The organism is Shewanella psychrophila (assembly GCF_002005305.1).
GTDB lineage: Bacteria > Pseudomonadota > Gammaproteobacteria > Enterobacterales > Shewanellaceae > Shewanella > Shewanella psychrophila.
Window position 1 is genome coordinate 3,632,773 of sequence record NZ_CP014782.1, and the last position, 20,403, is coordinate 3,653,175.

Consider the following 20,403-nt stretch of genomic DNA (forward strand, 5'->3'; position numbering starts at 1 on the left):
ACTTTTGAATACTCATAAATAAGTATATGATGATGCAGTTCAATTTTTGTTCAGCAATGAGCTGTTACTATAACACTTCACTTAGCCTCTCTCGAGGAGAAGTGAACGCACCGAGTGCGGAAAAGACAGGCAGCATCGGCCTGCATACGTGAAGATAAAAATATGCAAATAGCACAACAACTGCAAGATAGACGAAGTACCACCCCAGAGCAAAACGAACATTGGAACTCAATGAACGCCGAGCAGAAGATGGCGCTATACAGTCTACATCGATTCGGATATCGACTGTTGTTTGTCCGCCATTTGCCCTCTGGACCACTAGCGATGATCGCACAACATAACCAAATGGCAAGTATCTGCCATCATGGTGAAGTTGATTTCGACACTAAGGTCCAGCTAAGGGAATAACCTCAATTTATTGCGGCAATACCCAAAAAGGAGCACTCGATTAATATCTGGAGTGCTCCTTTTATTTACTGATTTTATATAACATATCCAGATGCGGTATCCCATCTTCCAAATACATCTCAGACACAGGCTCGAAGCCTAACTTCTGATAGAAGCTCTTCAGATATTCTTGTCCACCTAATTGAATATTTTCTTCGGGCCAATATTTCCTCGCTAGCTTGATGGATTCTTGCATCAATTGATGGGCAACACCTGCTCCCCTAGCTTGTTCGGCAACCGCGACACGGCCAATGCTAACCTCAGGGTAGCTCACACCGGGGGCCAATATGCGAGCATAAGCCACAATATCACCCTGTGAGTTTCGTCCAAGTAAGTGCTGTGTTTCACTGTGTCTATCTTTATCATCCAGCTCCGGATAGGGGCAATTTTGCTCCACCACGAAGATATCCACCCTAAGCTTCAGCAGCTCGTATAACTCATCAACTGAGAGTGCATTAAACGCCAACTCACTCCACTGCATAACCTTTCTCCGGCAGGGTAAAAGATCAGTCTATCACAGCCCCTAAAATCCAAATATGCTTTTTAAAACACGCGATAGTGTAGTGGGGAATAGCCCTGTTGCATCGCATCAACCATTCTCAGCATCACAGGAAGTGAATGCTTAAAGAAGGCTTCATAACCTTCACAGAGCACATTGAGATCTTCACCATTATTTGTGCTAGCGACTCTATTTTTTGGACAACCTCCATTGCACAAAGGTTTAAAATCACATTGCAGACATTTTTGACTTAACGACTCATGTTTATCTTGACCAAAATTGACTTGCTGCTCTGAACGCACCATGGCCGCGAAGGATGCTTTGTCTCGATGAATATTGCCAATCTTGTATTCATCATAACCATAATGATCACAGCTAAAAACCTCTCCATTGGATTCAATCATGAGCTGCTGACCACAAGTATCGGCGTGATGACACATCTGGCTCTGGTGACCCATTAGAATCATCAGGCAGTTTTCAAAAAACTGAACATAGGTTTTACCTATATCATTTTCTACCCACTCATCGAAAACTTCACACAGAAATTGTCCCCACTGTTTACCCGAAATGGTCCAGTCATAATCGAATCGGCGATCCATATCATGATCAATACAAGGCTGAAACTGCAGATAAGTGCTGCCGTTATCCTTTAAAAACTGATAGATCTGCTTACCGTGACGGTAACTCTTATTATTAATCACAGTAAGTGTATTAAAATCAACTTCATGCTGCTTGAGGTGACGCATGCCGCGCATGGTTCTTTCGAATGAAGAGTGTCCGGTTTTATCAATACGGGCAATATCATTGATAAGTTGCGGACCGTCTATGCTGATGCCTACCATAAAATGATGCTGAGCGAAGAAAGCGGCCCAACGATCATTAATTAAGGTGCCATTAGTTTGAATCGTATTCTGGATAGGCTTAGTGGATTTTTGTTGACGCTGTAATTCAATGGCAGAGCGATAGAAGTCTAATCCTCTCATCATAGGCTCACCGCCATGCCAGATAAAGTCAACAACACTGGCTTGTTCAGGTTGTGACTTCATATGATTGACTATCATTTTCTCTAGTGTCGTTTCATCCATCCCTGGCTTTTGCTTATCTTCATGTTTGAGGTAATAACAGTAGTGGCAATCCAAATTGCATTTAGCACTTTCAGATTTAATAAAGAGACTATAAGGCATTAATGGTGCCGGATCAGATGTCACTATCATCCTATTACCTTATTAATAACAATTATCGATTGTTATTAATTTATGCAATTTAATTAACCCAGTCGAATTGATATTTTTAATAGCCGCTATTCATTCTTTTAATTGTTATTGTTTACCAAGAATCGCTAGCCTTTACTGATATCTATGCAAGAGGCGTTAATATGAAAAAGGCGATAATTTCTACACTCATTGCGACAAGTTTATTGAGCAGCACAGCGGTATTTGCAGCTGAATTAACACCAATAAATCCACAAGAAGAATTAGCGTATAACTTAGGTCTACAGGCCTTTATATACGGTGCAGGACCATTGACCGTAGCCCAAGTCAGACAAACTTCAACGAACGTAAACATGCCAATGGATAATGGCATGGCCCCCATGAACATGATGGGTAAAACCGTCAGTCTTGCTGGGCCAGATGACAAAATTGTTCCAACTGTGAATAACGATACCTTGTATTCACAATCGCACATCAACCTGAATCAGACAGGCCCCATGGTGATTGAAATACCGCCCACAAACAGTCGTTATTTCATTGTGCAGCTGCTGGATGATTACTCCGAAGCTGTAGGCAATTTGATTGAAGAAAATGTCGGTAAAAATGGTGGTAAGTTTCTGCTGGTGAACAAGGGATGGAAAGGAGATAACGGTAAAATACCGGACGGAATTGACGCTATCATAGAGTCCAGAACCCCCTTTGTCTGGTACATTCAAAGAACCGGAGTTGCCGGTGATAAAGATCTCAAGGCCGCATTAAAAACTCATGATGGCTTCATAAATTACCCTCTATCAGAACTTGGACTGCAACACAAAAGTGTCAAGCTAACTCATGCCAAAGGCGGCATTCCTCCTATGACCCGTCCTCAAGGGTTGGACTGGTATAAACTGATCGATAAAGAACTACGCAATAACCCCATTCCTGCCGATGCCTCTATCGTCGATCAATTTAAGTACATAGACATAGGGAGAGATAAACCCTTCGATTCAGATAACTTGACCGTTGATCAGAAAAAAGGCCTGATGCGTGCGCTTAATGCTGCGCCGCAGATCATCGAATACGCAGGCCGGAATTTAGGAACCAAGAATAACGGTTGGTCAATGATGTTCAAGGGAGGTAAATATGGTCATGATTTCTTAAGTCGTGCCAGTATTAACTTCCGCGCCGCGGGGTTGAATACTAAAGAGAGAGCCCTATACCCCAATCGCTATACGGATGAGGATGGACAACAACTGTCAGGAAAGAATCAATACAGAATGACGATGTCGGCCGATGCGCCAGCAAAAGCATTCTGGTCATTGACCATGTACGATGCCAAGCACTTATTTATGGTACCAAATAGTATTAACCGCTACTCGATATCAAGCAGTCGTAAAGATGAACTGACCTACAACAAGGATGGCTCATTAACCATGTGTATTCAGCACGATAAGCCACTAGATGCACAATGTAATTGGCTACCTGCACCGGAAGATGATTTCTACTTACATATGCGCCTGTATGAGCCCACCCAAGCTGTATTAGACAACACCTACCAACTTCCCCAAGTGATCAAACAGTAATGACACCATTCCGAGTAAGTCTCTGAACTAACAACTACTTATGTGGAATAAAACCATACCCATCGGTATTAAATAAGTCTCGATGAAGAGTATCTTGGGTGTTCGCTCAAGATACTCTTTTTGTTTGGCACTGTGTACTGAAAGAGGATCTTCCTATGAATAAAATACACTCTTTAACCTTATTGAGTTCAGCCTTGCTGCTCGCCTGCCAGGCAAACGCGGCCGGCACCTTAATTCCGGAAATGAGTACCATGACTGTGAGTACTGCCGGAGCAGGTAGTGCTGTGATAGCAGAAAATGCATCGGTAGCATATTCGAATCCCGCAGGTATGAGTTATCTTGATGGTGACGCATTAAGCGTTAACCTAGCCATGATGGATCTCGGAGTTCATTATAAAGATGCATCAGATCCTAGCTTGGATAGTGGCAATGCCGGAGGACTTCAACCCTATGGCTCCCTCTACTATGTACATCAACTAAGTGATGATGTACATCTTGGCATGAGCATCTCAGTCCAGGGAGGAAGCGCATTAGATTATGGAACAAGCTATGGGGGATCATTAAACTTGAACGACCTCAGATTATCGGTAATGCAGTTTAATCCAAGTGTTGCTTATCAAGTTAATTCAAAGCTATCTCTTGGTGCAGGCCTTCAAGTTGACTATGCGACGTTTGAAGAAAGTCTGATCTATGATCAAGCCAATGTGAATACGGACAGTTGGTCTCTGGGGTATAACCTTGGCGCCATTTATCAGTGGGATAAAGATACACGTTTTGGTATTACCTATCGTTCTCGAATGGATCATGACTTAACCGGAACATTTAATAGCAATCCAGTCAAGGTAGATCTACCGAATGTACCTGACTCATTAGATCCGACTATCCCTGCCAAATCTGGCCTGGCAGGTTTAAATGTATTGAACCCACGTCAAGTTGAAGTCTCGGGACTGCATCAATTATCTCAACCTCTTAGTCTTGTTTGGAGCCTTGGTTTTGAACAGTGGAGTGATAATGAATCCACCCGAGTATCTATTAATGGCAACAACGTGACTCAAATAGATCGCAATTTTGAAAATGTCTGGACTGGCGCCCTGGGCGCCCGTTATCAATTAACCTCTAGAGTACGACTAGAAGCCGGCATAGGGTATGCGAGTTCTCCATTGGATATACCTGAATACCAAGGTGCAGACCTGCCTGTTGATACTCAACATAGATACAGTATTGGCGTAACGTATCGATGGACGAAAGACACCGTATTCAATACATATTATAGCTATGTGGATTATGGCGAACCTAAGATTAATAATGATGGTATGAACGGACAATTTGATAACTCGAATCAATTTTTCGGAATTACCATGAACATGGCCTTTAACTGACCCACCTACTAAGCAAACCGCCATTACTCTTTTCTAATCACCCAACTTATACCCGTTATATCCAGTTAAAGGGGAGTAATCCCCTTTAACTGCTGAGCTTAAGGCGTCAAAACACAGCTATATTCGGAATTTATAGGTAAGCCACATTTGTTGATCTGTACTGCCGGTAAACATAATGATGTTACTCTTGTCTATCTTATAACCTAGGCTAAGCTCGGCATAGAAATCACGAAACTCCTCACCATCTAGGCCATATTTATATTGCGGTGATGCCATAATGAAAAACTTTTCATCGATTTTATATTTAGCGTAAATCTGAGTATTAATGAGTTTAGTATCTTGAAATTTATTGTTAGCTTCCCAAGATTTACCATAGGTGATCCCAGCATATAGCCTTAAATTCTCATTGATAGGGATCACCTGTAATACTCCAACTGTGGCGTATTTAGAGCTGATGCCATCAATATGGTTATCCTTACCCGCATCAATGTAAAAGCCAGTCCCGGTTTTTTTATTAGGTGTAAAAATACGGGCTCGATAGGTCTCAAAATTATTTGTCGCATCTAACTTGCTCATTGCGGCCCAGTCATTCTTGCCTACCGATATTTGTAACGTTCCTCCCAGGCCCTGATCGCCAGCCTTAATTTCTCCGCCTGTGTATACCGCCATGGGATCAGACATATCCACATCATCACCTGTTGTAGCTGTTGTAGCTGTTGTAGCTGTTGTAGCTGTTGTAGCTGTTGTAGCTGTTGTAGCTGTTGTAGCTGTTGTAGCTGTTGTAGCTGTTGTAGCTGTTGTAGCTGTTGTAGCTGTTGTAGCTGCAGCACAATAGAATGGAGTTAAAGCAATCACTAAGAGAGATAAAGGTATATATTTCATCGCACACCTTGCTTAGAAAATGAAGAAAATAAAAAGGAGCTAAATGCTCCTTTTATCACTATTTAGCTTCAGCCAAATGCCCTATTTAACTGATTTATCCGACATGCCGATCCCACCCGACTTTTGACGAGGAGGAAAAGCTTTCAATGATTTTTTGTAATCCACAATTGATTTTTGCAATATTGGCACTACCCAAGAACGCTCTTTCATCCATAGGAACCAACCGTTAGTATCGATACTGCGCTCAAAAGGATCCGCCTTAATATCCAGGATGATGCCCAGAGGCCAGGCTTTTGCTGGTTCGGTCCACTCGGTCTTAGTTTTCAAGTGCACTTTCCACTTGCCGACACGAAACGCGTTCAAATCTTGCTCGTTATAAAAAAAGAAATCGTGACGCTTACTGGCTCCATTGTTAGTCAACATATCTAATTGGTTGTAACCATCTAAATGCACCTTGTAGTTTGTATCGCCAATTTTCTTACCTTTAAGTAATTCCTGTTTAATTTTAGTATCGCCGGTAGCTGCGGCCATCAGAGTAGGAACCCAGTCTTCGGAAGTCATAAAGCCACTTGTGTATTTCCCTTCAGGGATGTGTCCCGGCCAGCTGATAAGCATAGGTACTCTAAAGCCTCCATCCCATGTAGTCCCTTTCTGACCACGGAACGAAGCCGAACCCGCCATTGGCCAGTGATCTAAGTTAATACCGTTATCTGCGGTGAACATGATGATGGTATTGTCCGTTTCTCCAAGGGCATCGAGTTTATCTAGCAACACCCCAATTTGATCATCTAACTCTTTCAATGCATCGAAGTATTCGGTATGCCCGCTCGAACCTAAATACTCATCTTTGACGTGAATTTGTTGATGCATACGCGATGGATTAAACCACATGAAGAAAGGCTTATCTGGCTGGCTTGCCTCATGTTTATCTAACCAATTCGTGGAAAATTTCAAAAAGTCATCGTCTATGGTTTTCATGCGCTCTGCGCCCAAGGGTCCCTTATCTTCGATGCGCTGCTTACCAATTGCTCCCCAGCGATCCTGTACGGTTTTATCATAATCATCGGTGGCATAACTGTGGATCATATTTCGTGGCCGCCCGACAAAATCGGGATCTTTAGGAAAGTTTGCCTGCTCAGGCATCTCCATGACATTTAAGTGATACAGGAAGCCATAAAACTCATCGAAGCCATGAACGGTAGGTAAGTACTTATTACGATCTCCTAAGTGGCTCTTGCCAACATGAACCGTCGAGTAGCCTTTGGCCTTCAGCATCTGAGCCAGAGTCGGATCTTCTTTTTGCAGACCAATATTCGAGCCTGGCTGCCCTACCGTTGTCAGGCCCGTTCGATAGGGGTATTGACCGGTAATGAAGGCACTTCGACCCGCAGTAGAGCTGCCTTGTGCATAATAATCACTCACCATCATGCCGCGTTTCGCAATACGATCTATATTGGGGGTTTCTATCGCCCCTAAGCCACGGTGATAGGCTGAGATATCCATAGGACTCACATCATCAATCATAATAGTGACAATGTTAGGTTGTGTATGAGCCGCATGAGCACCAAAAGAGGTCACGGCAATCGCCAAGGCAGTCTTGGCTAAGCTTGTTTTTTTCATTGAGTACTACCTATAAATTTAAAAGAGTCATAGCTGCAATTAATCGATTATTTCGACGGATTAATCCCTGGTACAGTCCACTTCATATCGAGAATTGCCTGTGATGGCACATATAGACGAGTGATGGCATAGAAGTTATCTTTGGCTGTAGGTAGCCAATTGGACACCAGCTTGCTGTCTATGGGTTTTTTATAGGAGAGGACAAGATCGAACGTTCCATCACTATTCTTGGTGATGGGGGTTTGGTCGCTGATGCTAAAACGATTAATCTCATTACCAATTAACATCTTTGTTTTTGCATCGTACAGAGTGACGGACCAGAACGAGTGAACTGGCGGGGCGGTAGTAAAATGCATGGTGTAGTTCTTGTTACCCGAAAGCAATTGACCTCGTGAGTCTGTATAAGCAATCGGGTACATGGCTTCTTTCGCCCCTTGCCCGCCGAGATAGGGGTGAGAAATCAGTGAGCGTAACGCGTTATCATCACCAAATTGGTCAAGCACAAAAGAATAAAACCAGGCATCTTTCTGCATCAAAGTGACCGGATTTGACGTTTGCGCCGCGACAATTTGTCGTCCATCTCTGACAGCTTTCTCCAGTTGCACCTTCATCGCCTGAGTTAATTTACTGGGATCAAATCCATCTTCACTCAGGCCTATTTTTTTGAATTGCCCCAAGAGTGCTTGCTGACGTTTAGAAATCGGGTTGGCTTTTAGGTAAGCACCAAGTTCTTCATAGAATCTCAGAGGATCCTTAGCAATTCCAGCTCTGGGCGATAAAGGCGTAGAGGTAAAGTCGGTGATTTTCCCCGACAGATACATGCTCAATGGTGTCAGAGTGTAATGATCTTGAATCTCATGAACCTTAGAGTAATCTTTTTCACCAAAGACTTGGGTACGCCCCCATAACCAGACCTTAGCGGTCGGCGCCTCAACAAGCGTGACTCCCTTTGGCACATCGCCTTGCCAATCAGGTGCCACAATCATCATTTTTTGAGCAGATTTTCCCGTAGTACGGGTTCCCACGTACTTAAACAGGTTATGCCACATATCAAACATGTCGATGACAAAATATCGATCATCGACCTCGGGCGTCGATAAGATCATTGGCTGTTTCGACACATCGACTATTGCACTCGAATACAAGGTATCGCGATTTGCGGTGGGCATATCTGTATCTTCATCGGTAGGAAGGCGACGGGCATGGCCAAAATGATTTAAGGGCGCACGATAACTAGTGTCATTTTGAGCTTGCGATAGATCAGTATATTGGCGTGCAACCTGCTCCATCCTAACTAAGGTCGAGCCCCATAAATAGGCATCGGTTGCCAGTAGGTAACTTTCTTGATCTAACCAGGTACTGGCTTGATTATCTTGTATCTGGGAGGCTGCAGACGAAGGAAGAGATTTCATTTCATGGGCACTGACCCCCATAGAATGCATTAAAACCGTTGCCACAATAACGGCAGTTATTCGTTTCTTAAACATAAGCTACTCCTCTCAAGTGGATAGGATTAGCTTACGTATTTTCGCTAAAATTTGTTTCTATACTCTCTATTAGTCTTTTAAATAAAGAATTTTAATTCAATTAAATAAACAAGATAGTGAGTTTCACTCTTTGAGGGCTAATGTCCCTGAATTTAAGGGCAACCTTGGGCTAGTATTGCTTTCGACTCCCTGATTAACCACTCGGTTAGGGGTTGCTTACGGTTAGTTTGATGACAGAAAAACGCAATTTTTCTTTGATAACCTCTCGGAACCAACTCCTGAGGCAGAGAGAGAAAACGAAAGTTGTCGCCAATAGAGGATTGCAGTGAACGCGGCATGATACTTATGTAATCACTCTCTTTCATTAAATTAGTCATCAAAGATATGTCACCGGTTCTCAGGCTTATTTTTTTCTTTAGCTTAAAATGACGAATGAGTTTCTCGGCTTTAGACGGGCCCGTGACACCCGGAATAATACTGATACAAATAGGGTAAGGCAGCAGGGCCTTAACAGTCGCTTCCGTTAGGGGGTGGTCTTTTCTCACCACAAAAGCAAATTCATCACTGCCGATCTCTTGTTCCATTAACGTCTTATTGGTTTCCATGGGAAGGTAAGTAATACCGAAATGTTGAGCATTAAGCTCAAGCTGTTGCGGCGTCCCCAGACTCCAATGGGAACATTGCACCGTGAGTTCGGGCGCTAATGACGTCAGTAGTCTAATTAAATGAACCCCGAGAGTCGGGATCAGAGGCGGCGAAAGTATGAGATGAAGTTCTCCACTAAGCTCTGAGATATCCCACTTGGTGTTATCGCTATAAAGCGTATCTAGTTGAATAAATATATCGGGTAAGCTTGATAAAATTCGGCTGCATTTTCTTGTAGGCACCAAGTTATTTTTATCTCTGATAAAGAGGGGATCATCAAATTGATCCCGCAATTTTTTCAACATGATGCTGATAGTCGGCTGGCTTACATTCATGCGTTTTGCGGCTAATACAGTTTGTTTTTCTTCACCTAGAATAATCAGCAAACGCAGTAGATTTAAATCTTTAGCCATTTTTTTCTTCCCGAATTATACAAGTATCAGTCTATCGTAGAGATCATAGTTCTAAGGCTTACTACCTGATTTCCTGATCAAGAGTACTGACGCTACGGCGATCAGCAGCAGAGCCGACAACATGTAGAACACATCATTATAGGCCTGAATATAGGCTTGTTGCGTCATCGTCTGACTCAGCATCGCATGAGCCTGAGCCGAAGCTGTCACAGGATCTGACCCAGCCTGTGTTAGCACGCTGGCAGTTTGAGTGAAATAGTCATTAGCCAGAGAGCTCACCGCAGGCAGCGTCTCTTTAATATGGGCCAGATGCTCCCGAGACAAGTTATCTGTCATGGTCGCCACCAACGCAATACCACAGGCTCCTCCTAAGTTACGCATCACATTGAGTACCGTCGATGCCGAGGCATTTTCGTGGGGCTTGATATGCATGGTGGCTATGATGCCAATGGGCACCAGAATAAATGGCTGACCCAGAGCGCGCACGATTTGTGAGGCTATCATCTGATCGCCTGCATAATCCGCCGTCATATGGCTATTCATATAGTAACTCAGAGAAAACATGGCGAAACCGAATGCCGCCAGATAGCGACCATCGAAACGCTCCATAAGTTTAGGAATAAAAGGTAGTATTAGCAGCTGCGGAAAGCCCATCCACATGATCACTTCGCCTATTTCCAGAGGACTATAATCATGAATTTGTGATAGATAGAGAGGGATCAAATAGATGGCACCGAATAACGCCATACCCAACAGAAAGTACGCCAAGGTTGAAAGGGCGAAATCTCTCTGCCCCAGCAACCTGAGATTAACCAGAGGCTCTTTCTTCTTCAGCTGTATATAGATAAACAAGGCGATGTTGACGGCAGCTACGATACTCAGATTACGGATCAGATCCGAGCCGAACCACTCCTTACGATTGCCTTCCTCAAGCACCACTTCCAAGCACCCCATCCCCAATGCCATGGTGATGATGCCAGACAAGTCCATATTTTTCAGCTTATCCCATACGACAGGTTTCTTCTCCAGACCGTAGGCGAGCATGGCCATCACCAGTAGTCCTGGGGGCACATTGATGTAAAAAAGATAGTGCCAACTAAACTGCTCGGTCAACCAACCACCCAGAGTCGGGCCAATAGACGGGGCAAACGTAGCAGTTACGCCAAACAAGGCCATACCCACCGAACGCTTATCGTCGGGAAGAAACTCAAGAATCAGCCTGAATGCCAAAGGGATCAACGCCCCACCGAAGAAGCCTTGCATGGCTCTAAAGGCGATCATAGACTCCAGATTCCAGGACATAGAACAGAGTACCGACGCCCCGATAAAAGCAGTCGTAGTCCACAACAGGTAACGTCGTACCGACAGACCCTGACTCAACCAGCCTGACAGTGGAATGGCGATCATCTCTGCCACCAGATAAGCGGTAGCGATCCAAGAACCTTCTTCTAAGGTCGCTCCCAGGCTGCCTTGAATCTCCTTCATGGAGGCATTGGTTATCTGAATATCCAGAATCGCCATAAAGGCACCGATAAGACCACCAAAAACGGCAATCCAGGCTCGGCGGCTACCTTTCCCATAACCCTGAGGCTCGGCCGTCACTGCGGATGGCAACTCTGATATTGACTCGGCACCGGCACTCATGGCTAGCGACCCGGATTAGCAGCGAGGGCTTGATCTAGTGAGGCACTGCGGGTATCGACTTTAACGACGGCACTCAAACCAGGAACCACCCTCGCCTCCTCTTCACTAAGATCGAGACGGATCCGCACCGGAATACGCTGCACTATTTTGGTGAAGTTGCCGGTAGCATTTTCTGCCGGCAACAGGCTAAATTTGGCACCGGATGCGGGTGACAGACTATCGATAACACCTGTAAAGGTTTTGTCGGGAAACGCATCGAGATTAACTTTCACCGTTTGACCGGGCTGCATATGTTGGATCTGGGTCTCTTTAAAATTAGCCGTGATCCATACAGCCCCATCCGGCACCAAACTGTAGAGGGCCTGACCGGGCTGCACATACTGACCCATCATGGCCCCGCGCTTATCGATCACACCCGAAAATGGCGCTCTCACCTGAGTATCGGCCAGCTGTATCTTAGCCAAATCTAATCCGGCTCTCGCCTTAACAACATTTGAATCGATCTGTTGTAGCTGCGCATTAAATACAGCTAGCTCTCTCTGCTGAGCGATCAGCGCAGCCTTAGCTTCATCCAAATGAGCAATGGATGACTCCACGCCGGCCTGCCTCTCATCGACATCGTCTTGAGAGCTGTAATTCTTCACTTTTAGTTTCTTCGAACGCATTAACTGCTGCTGTGCACGAGAAAGATCTGACTCAGCAGCGGCAACACCTGCTGCGGCTTGATTAATCAAAGCATGCTGCAGACTCACCTTTGCTAACAGGGCTTGTTGATCTGCGATAGCACTGTCTAACTCGGCATCGCCCTGAGCGACCTTAGCTTCATATTGATTGTCTTCAAGCTGAGCCAATAGTTGACCAGCGTCGACATGTTGGTTATCGGTAATATCTGTCATCACCACATAACCGGGAACCTTAACACTAATATTTGAAATGTCTGCTTCCACATAGGCATTATCGGTGGATTCGAAGAAGCGCACCTGAGTCCACCAGTAATAGCCACCACCCGCTATTGCTGCGATGAAGAGTGGCGCTAGAATGAATAATTTACTTTTGGACATACATGACTCCTTGATTAGTACTTCATAGTCTACTACTGTCTCTATATGTTTATTAGATAGTTAAAATTCAACCCACTGTTTCACAGGTGTAACAATAATGGATCTCAATCGCGTGCAAATGTTTGCTCAGGTCGTCGAGCAGGGAAGTTTTACCGGAGCGGCTAAAGCCTTGGGCCTGACCAAGGCCACGGTGAGCCGTAAGATAGCCGAATTAGAAGCTGATGCTGGGGTTCAACTCTTGTTTCGCACCACCAGAAAGCTCAAGTTAACCGAGGCAGGTTCGGCCTATTACAACCGGGTTCATCGTATCTTACTGGATCTTAAGCAGGCCGAAGATCAACTCAGTGCCAGCCAGCAGGTGATCAAGGGACAACTCAGAATTGTTTGCCCCATTGAGCTAGGACAGCTATTTCTTGGAAAAATATTTGCTCGCTTCCTCGAGCGCTACCCTGACATATCCATAGAAGCTGAGCTCAGTAACCGCAAGGTTGATGTGATTGAAGAGGATGTGGATGTGTTGTTTCAAATAACCTCGTCAACAGATACCAGGCTGCAGAGTTATGATCTGCTTATTACGGCCAAAACCCTGATGGCGAGCCCGGCATACCTTGCTCGTAATGGCACACCAAAAACTCCGCAAGACCTCAACCAGCATAAGGCTATTAAGCTGAAATCAGCACATATGGACGCCAGCTGGACCCTGTTTGACGGCGATAAGTGGGTAACCTTAGACCCGGATGCTCAACTGACAGTGAACAATGTCACTTTAGCCAGAGAAGCCGCAATAGAGGGCTTAGGCATAGCGACCGTGCCCAATATAATAGCCCAACATGCCTTAGAAAACAGACTGTTGATCCCTCTGCTGGAAGACTTCCCTATGACCCAGACTAAGCTCACCATGAGCTTTCCACAACGAGCCTATCTCCCGAGAAAATACCGGGTGTTTATCGAGTTTCTCTACGAGAGTCTGAGTCAAAACCCGGATAATATTCTGCTTGAGACCCCCGATTTCATCTCAATGCCACAGTAAAACCCCTTATTTATATCGTCCATAAAAAAGCCGCGAACAGAATAACTGTTCGCGGCTGATTCAATGCTTTGAAGTCAATATAACTTAGTCTCTAGGCATTGACGGGTTCGATATCGAGCTCTGTTTCAGTATCGGCTCGCCTGCGCTGACGCCAGAAGACAAACCCGGCAAGCATCAGTGCCGGAATGAATATCCATTCTTTAGCGAAGCGAGTATTCACCTGCTGCACAGCCAGTATCTGTTGATCGAAATCGATCCCCGCCTTCTGCGCGTTACTGGCAAAGCCAACCATGTCGACAACAGTCTGACCTTTATCGTTTTGCATCAGCATCAGGCCTGCATCATCGAGACGTTGCTGCGCCGTATCAGCTTGGGGAAGATCCAACATTACCACCCTCTGCTTACTCTCGCCTTTATAGGTTTCATAACCCAAGACCAGACGTAACGGCTCATCGCCCTCAAGTGTCTCCACGACCTGAGCTATCTCACTGCCAGGATGATCGGTAAACTTGGGCTTTATCAGATCCTGCCAAAAATCGGGGCGAACCAAGCTAAAGGCCACAAGAATAAGCAACACAGACTCATAACGTTTACTTCTGGTCACGAAATACCCCTGAACCGCGGAGGCGAACAGGCACATGGCCACTAAGGTATACATAAAGATAAACATCATCTGCCAGATGCTATCTATGCCCACTAATATGATGTCGGTATTGAAGATAAACATAAACGGCAGAACCGCAGTCAGCATGGCGTATTTAAACGCTTGAACACCCGTTTTTATTGGATCGGCCTTAGAGATTGCCGATGCAGCAAAGGCCGCCAAACCTACAGGAGGAGTGATATCCGCCATGATACCAAAGTAAAACACAAACAGATGTACTGCGATAAGCGGCACAATCAAGCCATGTTGAGCACCTAGGCTAATCACTACTGGCGCCATCAGGCTAGAGACTACGATATAATTTGCGGTTGTAGGTAACCCCATGCCTAAGATCAGGCTAATCACAGCAATCAAGACCAACATCAAGCCTAGACTGCCACCTGACATCACCTCTACCAGCTCAGTCATCACAGGTCCCAGACCTGTCAGGGTTACCGCGCCAACGACGACACCGGCAGCCGCTGTAGCGACACCGATACCTATCATGTTTCTGGCACCAGTCTCTAAGCCAACCAGCAGATCTCTTACACCCTCCTTGATTTCGCTCAACCCCGCCTTCTGTCCCCTGAAGAAGCTAAACAGCGGCCGCTGAGACAACAGAATAAAGATCATAAATGCGGTGGCATAGAAGGCCGAAAGACCAGGCGATAGCTTCTCAACCATCAGACACCAGACCAAGATCACCACAGGCAACAAGAAATGCAGACCCGACTTTACCGTTGGCCCAAGCTTAGGCAGCACAGGCGTCGTGCAATTAGGATCGTCAATCTCTAAATCCGGATACTTAGCGCTGTGTGAAACCAGAAAGATATATGCCAGCAAGGTACCCACGGAGATGAGCCAAACCGCGGCATCTCCCGTATTACCCTTGATAAAGTCTAGAGCGAAATAGACTACACCCGCCAGAATAATCAAGCTGGATATGGTGATACCAGACCGTAGCAAACGCACCTTCCAAGGCGCTGGCGGTTCGGTACGCGCTATGCCCTGCAAGTTAGCCTTCAGAGCCTCGAGATGCATGATGTAAAGGAACGTCAGATAAGCCGCAATCGCCGGTATGAAGGCGTGTTTAATCACCTCAACATAGGGAATACCTACATATTCCACCATCAAGAAAGCCGCGGCTCCCATGATAGGTGGCATGATCTGACCATAACAGGATGAGGCAACTTCCACAGCCCCAGCCTTATGAGCTGGCAAGCCCATACGTTTCATCAAAGGAATAGTAAAGGTACCAGTCGTCACCACGTTCGCGATAGAGGAGCCAGAAATCAATCCCGTCATGCCCGATGCAAGTACGGCCGCCTTTGCTGGCCCACCGCGCATATGGCCTAAGAGGGCAAATGCCATCTTGATAAAGTAATTACCTGCTCCTGCTTTTTCTAACAAGGCGCCGAAAAGTACAAACAGGAATACGAAGCTGGTGGATACCCCCAAAGCGATGCCAAAGACGCCTTCAGTGGTGATCCATAAATGGCTAGCTGCTTTCGATAATGATGCGCCGCGATGAGAGATCACCTCCGGCATAAAAGGACCGGCGAAGATATAAATCAAAAATAGTCCCGCCACGATCATTAATGGTGGGCCTAATGCTCGACGAGTGGCCTCAAGCAGTAATACCATGCCAATAACTGCCACATAGATATCCATGGGTATAGGTGCGCCGGGTCTAGTCGACAGCTGCTCATAGAACCAGAAAAGATAGAGGGTGGCTCCGGCTCCCACAAAAGCAAACACCCAATCGAGTACAGGGACACTGTGCTTTCTGGATGATTTGAACGCCGGAAATGCCGTAAACGCGAGGAAAATGGCAAATGCCAGGTGAATAACCCTAGCTTGAGTATCATTGATGATGCCGATATTCAAAATAAACGGCAGTGGTGAGGCATACCAAAGTTGGAACAAGGCCCAAGATAAGGCGATACAGGTGATAAACTTGCCGGAAAATCCCTTTAACTCCCTAGCTCCGGAATCATTACTGGCGGCCATATCAGCTAACGCCCCTAGTTTTTGTGTTTTTTGCATGTGAATAACCTGTTTGAACTGATTGTGCTCCCCCCGACGGGCATCACAAAATATAATCTTTGAAATCTAGCTGGCACACTTGGGCAGTGTAGGAGACCTACACTGCCCAAGATTATTAACCAGAATATATTGCTCGCTAGCTTAGTTAATTAAGCCAACCTCTTTGAAGTACTTCTCAGCACCTGGGTGAAGTGGTGCGGTGTTACCTTCTAGCATCTCAGCTTTTGTCAGGTTAGCGAAGCCTGGATGTAGGCGACGGAAGTTGTCGAAGTTGTCGAAAACTGATTTAACGGTCCAATAAACCGATTCATCAGAAACCTTAGTGCTAGACACTAATGTTGCTTTGGCACCAATGGTCGTTACAGGCTTATCGTTACCGCTGTACATGCCACCAGGAATCTCATAAGAAACAAAATAAGGTGTAGATTCAACCATCTGCTTCACTTCTTTGTCATTAACGCTGACAACGGTGGTATCACAAGACGTTGTCGCTTCCTGTACCGCACCATTAGGGTGACCAACGAAGTAAACCATCACATCTATCTTATTGTCACAAAGTGCCTGAGCCTGCTCGGCCGCTTTTAGCTCAGATGCAAGGCGAAAATCGCTGCGCGTCCAGCCTTTAGCATCCATGATCGCTTCAATCGTGGCACGCTGGCCCGAGCCTGGTTCGCCGATATTAACGCGCTTACCTTTAAGATCATTGAACGTGGTGATGTTGGCATCTTTTCGGGCTACGACTGTGAACGCTTCGGTATAAATAGAAAACACCGAACGTAGCTCTTTATAGGGAGCGGCATTAGCGAAGGCACCTTCACCTTTAATCGCATTATATTGCTGATCTGATTGGGCAATGCCAAACTCAAGCTCACCCGCTCGCAAGGTATTGAGGTTGTAAACTGAACCACCGGTACTCTCGACTGAACAGCGCATGCCGTGTTCTTGATTATTCTGATTAACTAAGCGACACATGCCGCCTCCAGCAGGATAATAGATCCCCGTGACACCGCCAGTTCCAATAGTAATAAATTCTTGTGCCTGGACTAAGGGGGCCAATGCCATAGTCGATAGTGCCGCAGCAACCAATATGGATTTTTTAGACATGCTTGTTTCCTTCAGTTCGTAAAGTATCGGCGTGATATTTTTCCCAACAAGACCAGCGGATCCTCAAGTACACAAACCAGCTCAAAAGAACTTACTCGATGAACACTAGATGAACATAAAAACAATAAATGTTCATATTCGCTTTATTGGCACGCTCTAATTTAGGCCTAAACACTCTTAGATCTCGCCATTTCAAGCAAGTCCAACCAGAATAAAAAGCTCAGATAGTGGGATATACCGCTAAAAGGCAAACCTGCAGGCAACACAAAGCTCACTTTTGCAAGGAAAAGACATACAAAGAAAAACAAATGACCTCAGAATGTATCAAAGCGAATCACCAAGGCATGACCTCATCGACGTTTATAGGCCAATACCTTAGATTTACAGCATAAAAATTAGGCTAAATAACAGATGAATCGATAAAAATATTAATAATGACCTTTCATACAGTTCCAATACTTCAAGCTGAAATGAGAAAATAAGGCCCCAATCAAGGTTCAAATTGTTTATGCAGAGTAGGAATGCAGTACAGCATCTATAACTAGAGCGACTAATTGTTCTAAATCTATGCCGACTTCTTAAATTAAAAACGCCTTCCCTGCAAAAATGCCTTTAAAGCTGCTAACATTGCAGACAATTTTTTAAGCATAATGAGATAGATCAAGATGGGAAGAGCATACCAAAACCGCAAAGAGTCTATGGCTAAAACTGCTGGCCAGAAAACCAGACTTTACTCAAGATACGGTAAAGAGATTTATGTTTGCGCTAAGAATGGTGGCTTCGACCCCGACGGCAACCTGCCACTACGTCAAATGATCGCCAAGGCTAAAAAAGATCAAGTCCCTGCTCACGTGATCGAACGCGCTATCGACAAAGCAAGAGGCGGCGGTGGAGAAGACTATGAAACGGCTCGCTACGAAGGTTTCGCTCCAGGTGGCGCTATGGTCATCGTTGACTGCTTAACCGATAACGGTAAGCGTACCTTCACCGAAGTGCGTCAGTCCTTCGTAAAGAATGATGCCAAGCTAGGTGGCCCAGGTACAGTTGGCCATATGTTTGACCACCAAGCCGTTTTCGCCTTTAAAGGTGACGACGAAGAAGCGGTACTTGAAACCTTAATGATGGCCGATGTAGATGTTACCGATATCGAAGTTGAAGATGGTATCGTCAGTGTCTTTGCCCCCCACACCGAGTTTTTCAAGGTCAAAACATCTCTGACCGAAGAAACCCCAGATATCAGCTTCGAAGTAGAAGAGATCACCTTCGTTCCACAAACTTTTACTGAAATCACAGATCCTGAAGTGATTGAGCAATTTGAGAAATTCTTAGCGGCTCTCGAAGATTGTGACGACGTGCAAAACGTCTATCACAACGCAGAGCTTCCTGAGTAAAAACACCAAACCAAGGTGCTATTTCACATATAGCACCTTGGAATATTAACCATTCCCTTATCTCAGATTAAACCTTTTACATATTCCACACCTAAGCATCACTCTTAATAGACTTTTCACACTCCATCCCTATTCTAACCTCCCAGGGAGTACTATATTTAACGGAATATCATACTTAGAGAGCACAATAACAAGTTAACAAAAGCTCTTCTTCGGTTTAGTCATAGAATATCAGGTGAATTATGAGACATAACAAAACAATAATCGCAATCACACTGGCAAGTTTATTAGCAGGCTGTGGTGGAAGTGATAGCAGCTCTCCAGAGCCAACAACGGGTACATTTAGTCTGGGTGTATCGGATAACCCAGCCGATGCAGATGTGGTCAATATTGCCTTCAAGCAAGTCGTCTTAAAAAATAGTGAAGGTTCTCTCTCTTTCGATGTATCAGAAGGTGGAGAACTCAAACATGTGGATCTGCTCACAGTCCAAGGAGCTGAGGTAGCTACGCTTGCAAGCGGCGAATCTGTCCCCCTAGGTGAATACCAGATGTGTATTTACATGCAAAAAAATGAAGAAGGAGCCTCTGGAAGCTCTTATGTAGAAACAGCCGATGGCATTGAAGGCCTAACGACCAATAGTAATGGTAGCTGTGGTGGCGTCGGCGCTGAAGATGAAGATACTGGCCGATTATTTTTCAACAAATCATTCACTATTGCCGCAGGCACTAACACCTTTGTCGCCGAATTTAATCTAGCGAAAGGACTTCAAGCCCCTCATGGAAGTCATGATTATTGGACACTCAAACCAACTTCAGTACAGCTGGTGAATATCTCAGATGTTGGAGCCATCACAGGCCAGATTAGCCCTGAAACCATGGCTAGCTGTGAATCTGCTGCCGTTGAGCTTGGTCTACCCGATGAATACAGTCCGGCAGTTTATCTCTACCCGACGATGACAGCATTGGCCAATATGGCAGACTTTAGAGGAGATGAAGTGCCTTATCTCCTCACTGAAGTGGCTCCTATCTCTTCAGCTAGAGTCAATGAGATAACCGATGAATCAGAAGCCGTCATAGGCCATGAATATGAATTTGGTTTCGTCGTCGCCGGAGATTACAGCTTAGGCTATACCTGCGTTGCGCAAAATGATGATCCTGAAACGGCTAACACACCAGAAGATGTCACCGATGCCTTCTTTATCCATCTCGATGAACAAGGACTGGAAGTCACAGAAGGAGCGACCACAGAACGTCATTTTCCTGAGACTTTTGTTCCTACAAGTTAAGCCCTAGCTCAAATATAAAAGGCACTCAATTGAGTGCCTTTACATTTTTATAT

At 45.1% G+C, this 20,403-nt stretch carries 16 protein-coding genes; 6 read left to right on the plus strand and 10 right to left on the minus strand.

From position 1 onward, the window contains the following. Window positions 1-114: 114 nt before the first annotated feature. Window positions 115-408, plus strand: a complete 294-nt coding sequence (locus sps_RS15570) for a hypothetical protein (protein ID WP_335695429.1) — start codon at window positions 115-117, stop codon at window positions 406-408. 61 nt (window positions 409-469) lie between these two features. Here the strand turns inward: sps_RS15570 and sps_RS15575 are convergent, their stop codons facing one another. After that, on the minus strand, window positions 470-928 hold the full coding sequence (locus sps_RS15575; RefSeq protein WP_077753362.1) for a GNAT family N-acetyltransferase: 459 nt from the start codon (window positions 926-928) through the stop codon (window positions 470-472). 62 nt (window positions 929-990) lie between these two features. After that, window positions 991-2,160, minus strand: a complete 1,170-nt coding sequence (locus tag sps_RS15580; RefSeq protein WP_077753363.1) for an anaerobic sulfatase maturase — start codon at window positions 2,158-2,160, stop codon at window positions 991-993. 161 nt (window positions 2,161-2,321) lie between these two features. On the opposite strand from sps_RS15580, the gene sps_RS15585 reads away from it, so the two are divergent. Beyond that, window positions 2,322-3,719, plus strand: coding sequence for a DUF1254 domain-containing protein (locus sps_RS15585; protein ID WP_077753364.1), 1,398 nt, complete (start codon window positions 2,322-2,324; stop codon window positions 3,717-3,719). A gap of 155 nt (window positions 3,720-3,874) precedes the next feature. Then, window positions 3,875-5,098 (plus strand): OmpP1/FadL family transporter, encoded by a 1,224-nt coding sequence (locus sps_RS15590; protein ID WP_077753365.1) that lies wholly within the window; start codon window positions 3,875-3,877, stop codon window positions 5,096-5,098. 117 nt (window positions 5,099-5,215) lie between these two features. Here the strand turns inward: sps_RS15590 and sps_RS15595 are convergent, their stop codons facing one another. The 6 genes from sps_RS15595 to sps_RS15625 all read right to left on the minus strand — a co-directional run bounded on the left by sps_RS15595 (window position 5,216) and on the right by sps_RS15625 (window position 12,850). Next, window positions 5,216-5,980 carry a hypothetical protein gene (locus sps_RS15595; RefSeq protein ID WP_218919596.1) on the minus strand — a complete coding sequence of 255 codons (765 nt, stop codon included), beginning with the start codon at window positions 5,978-5,980 and terminating at the stop codon, window positions 5,216-5,218. Between the two features lie 81 nt (window positions 5,981-6,061). Next, on the minus strand, window positions 6,062-7,600 hold the full coding sequence (locus sps_RS15605) for a sulfatase-like hydrolase/transferase (RefSeq protein ID WP_077753367.1): 1,539 nt from the start codon (window positions 7,598-7,600) through the stop codon (window positions 6,062-6,064). A 47-nt stretch (window positions 7,601-7,647) separates the two neighbouring features. Next, window positions 7,648-9,087, minus strand: coding sequence for a DUF1254 domain-containing protein (locus sps_RS15610; protein ID WP_077753368.1), 1,440 nt, complete (start codon window positions 9,085-9,087; stop codon window positions 7,648-7,650). 152 nt (window positions 9,088-9,239) lie between these two features. Further along, complete coding sequence (locus sps_RS15615) at window positions 9,240-10,145, minus strand: LysR family transcriptional regulator (protein ID WP_077753369.1); 906 nt, start codon at window positions 10,143-10,145, stop codon at window positions 9,240-9,242. A gap of 51 nt (window positions 10,146-10,196) precedes the next feature. Beyond that, window positions 10,197-11,789 carry a DHA2 family efflux MFS transporter permease subunit gene (locus tag sps_RS15620; protein ID WP_077753370.1) on the minus strand — a complete coding sequence of 531 codons (1,593 nt, stop codon included), beginning with the start codon at window positions 11,787-11,789 and terminating at the stop codon, window positions 10,197-10,199. Between the two features lie 2 nt (window positions 11,790-11,791). Further along, the gene (locus tag sps_RS15625; RefSeq protein ID WP_077753371.1) at window positions 11,792-12,850 is read right to left on the minus strand and encodes an HlyD family secretion protein; all 1,059 of its coding nucleotides are present in this window, start codon (window positions 12,848-12,850) and stop codon (window positions 11,792-11,794) included. 97 nt (window positions 12,851-12,947) lie between these two features. On the opposite strand from sps_RS15625, the gene sps_RS15630 reads away from it, so the two are divergent. Next, entirely contained in the window at window positions 12,948-13,880 is a 933-nt protein-coding gene (locus sps_RS15630; protein WP_149027289.1) for a LysR family transcriptional regulator, read from the plus strand. Window positions 13,881-13,971: 91 nt separating this feature from the next. Here sps_RS15630 and sps_RS15635 read toward each other — a convergent pair whose 3' ends face one another. Then, entirely contained in the window at window positions 13,972-16,569 is a 2,598-nt protein-coding gene (locus sps_RS15635; protein WP_077753373.1) for a TRAP transporter permease, read from the minus strand. Window positions 16,570-16,710: 141 nt separating this feature from the next. Then, window positions 16,711-17,673: a TAXI family TRAP transporter solute-binding subunit gene (locus sps_RS15640; protein WP_077753374.1), complete on the minus strand. Its 963-nt coding sequence runs from the start codon at window positions 17,671-17,673 to the stop codon at window positions 16,711-16,713. 665 nt (window positions 17,674-18,338) lie between these two features. Between sps_RS15640 and sps_RS15645 the strand changes: the two genes are divergently transcribed. Continuing rightward, window positions 18,339-19,064 (plus strand): YebC/PmpR family DNA-binding transcriptional regulator, encoded by a 726-nt coding sequence (locus sps_RS15645; protein WP_077753375.1) that lies wholly within the window; start codon window positions 18,339-18,341, stop codon window positions 19,062-19,064. Between the two features lie 242 nt (window positions 19,065-19,306). Beyond that, the gene (locus sps_RS15650; protein ID WP_077753376.1) at window positions 19,307-20,350 is read left to right on the plus strand and encodes a DUF4382 domain-containing protein; all 1,044 of its coding nucleotides are present in this window, start codon (window positions 19,307-19,309) and stop codon (window positions 20,348-20,350) included. Window positions 20,351-20,403: the final 53 nt, after the last annotated feature.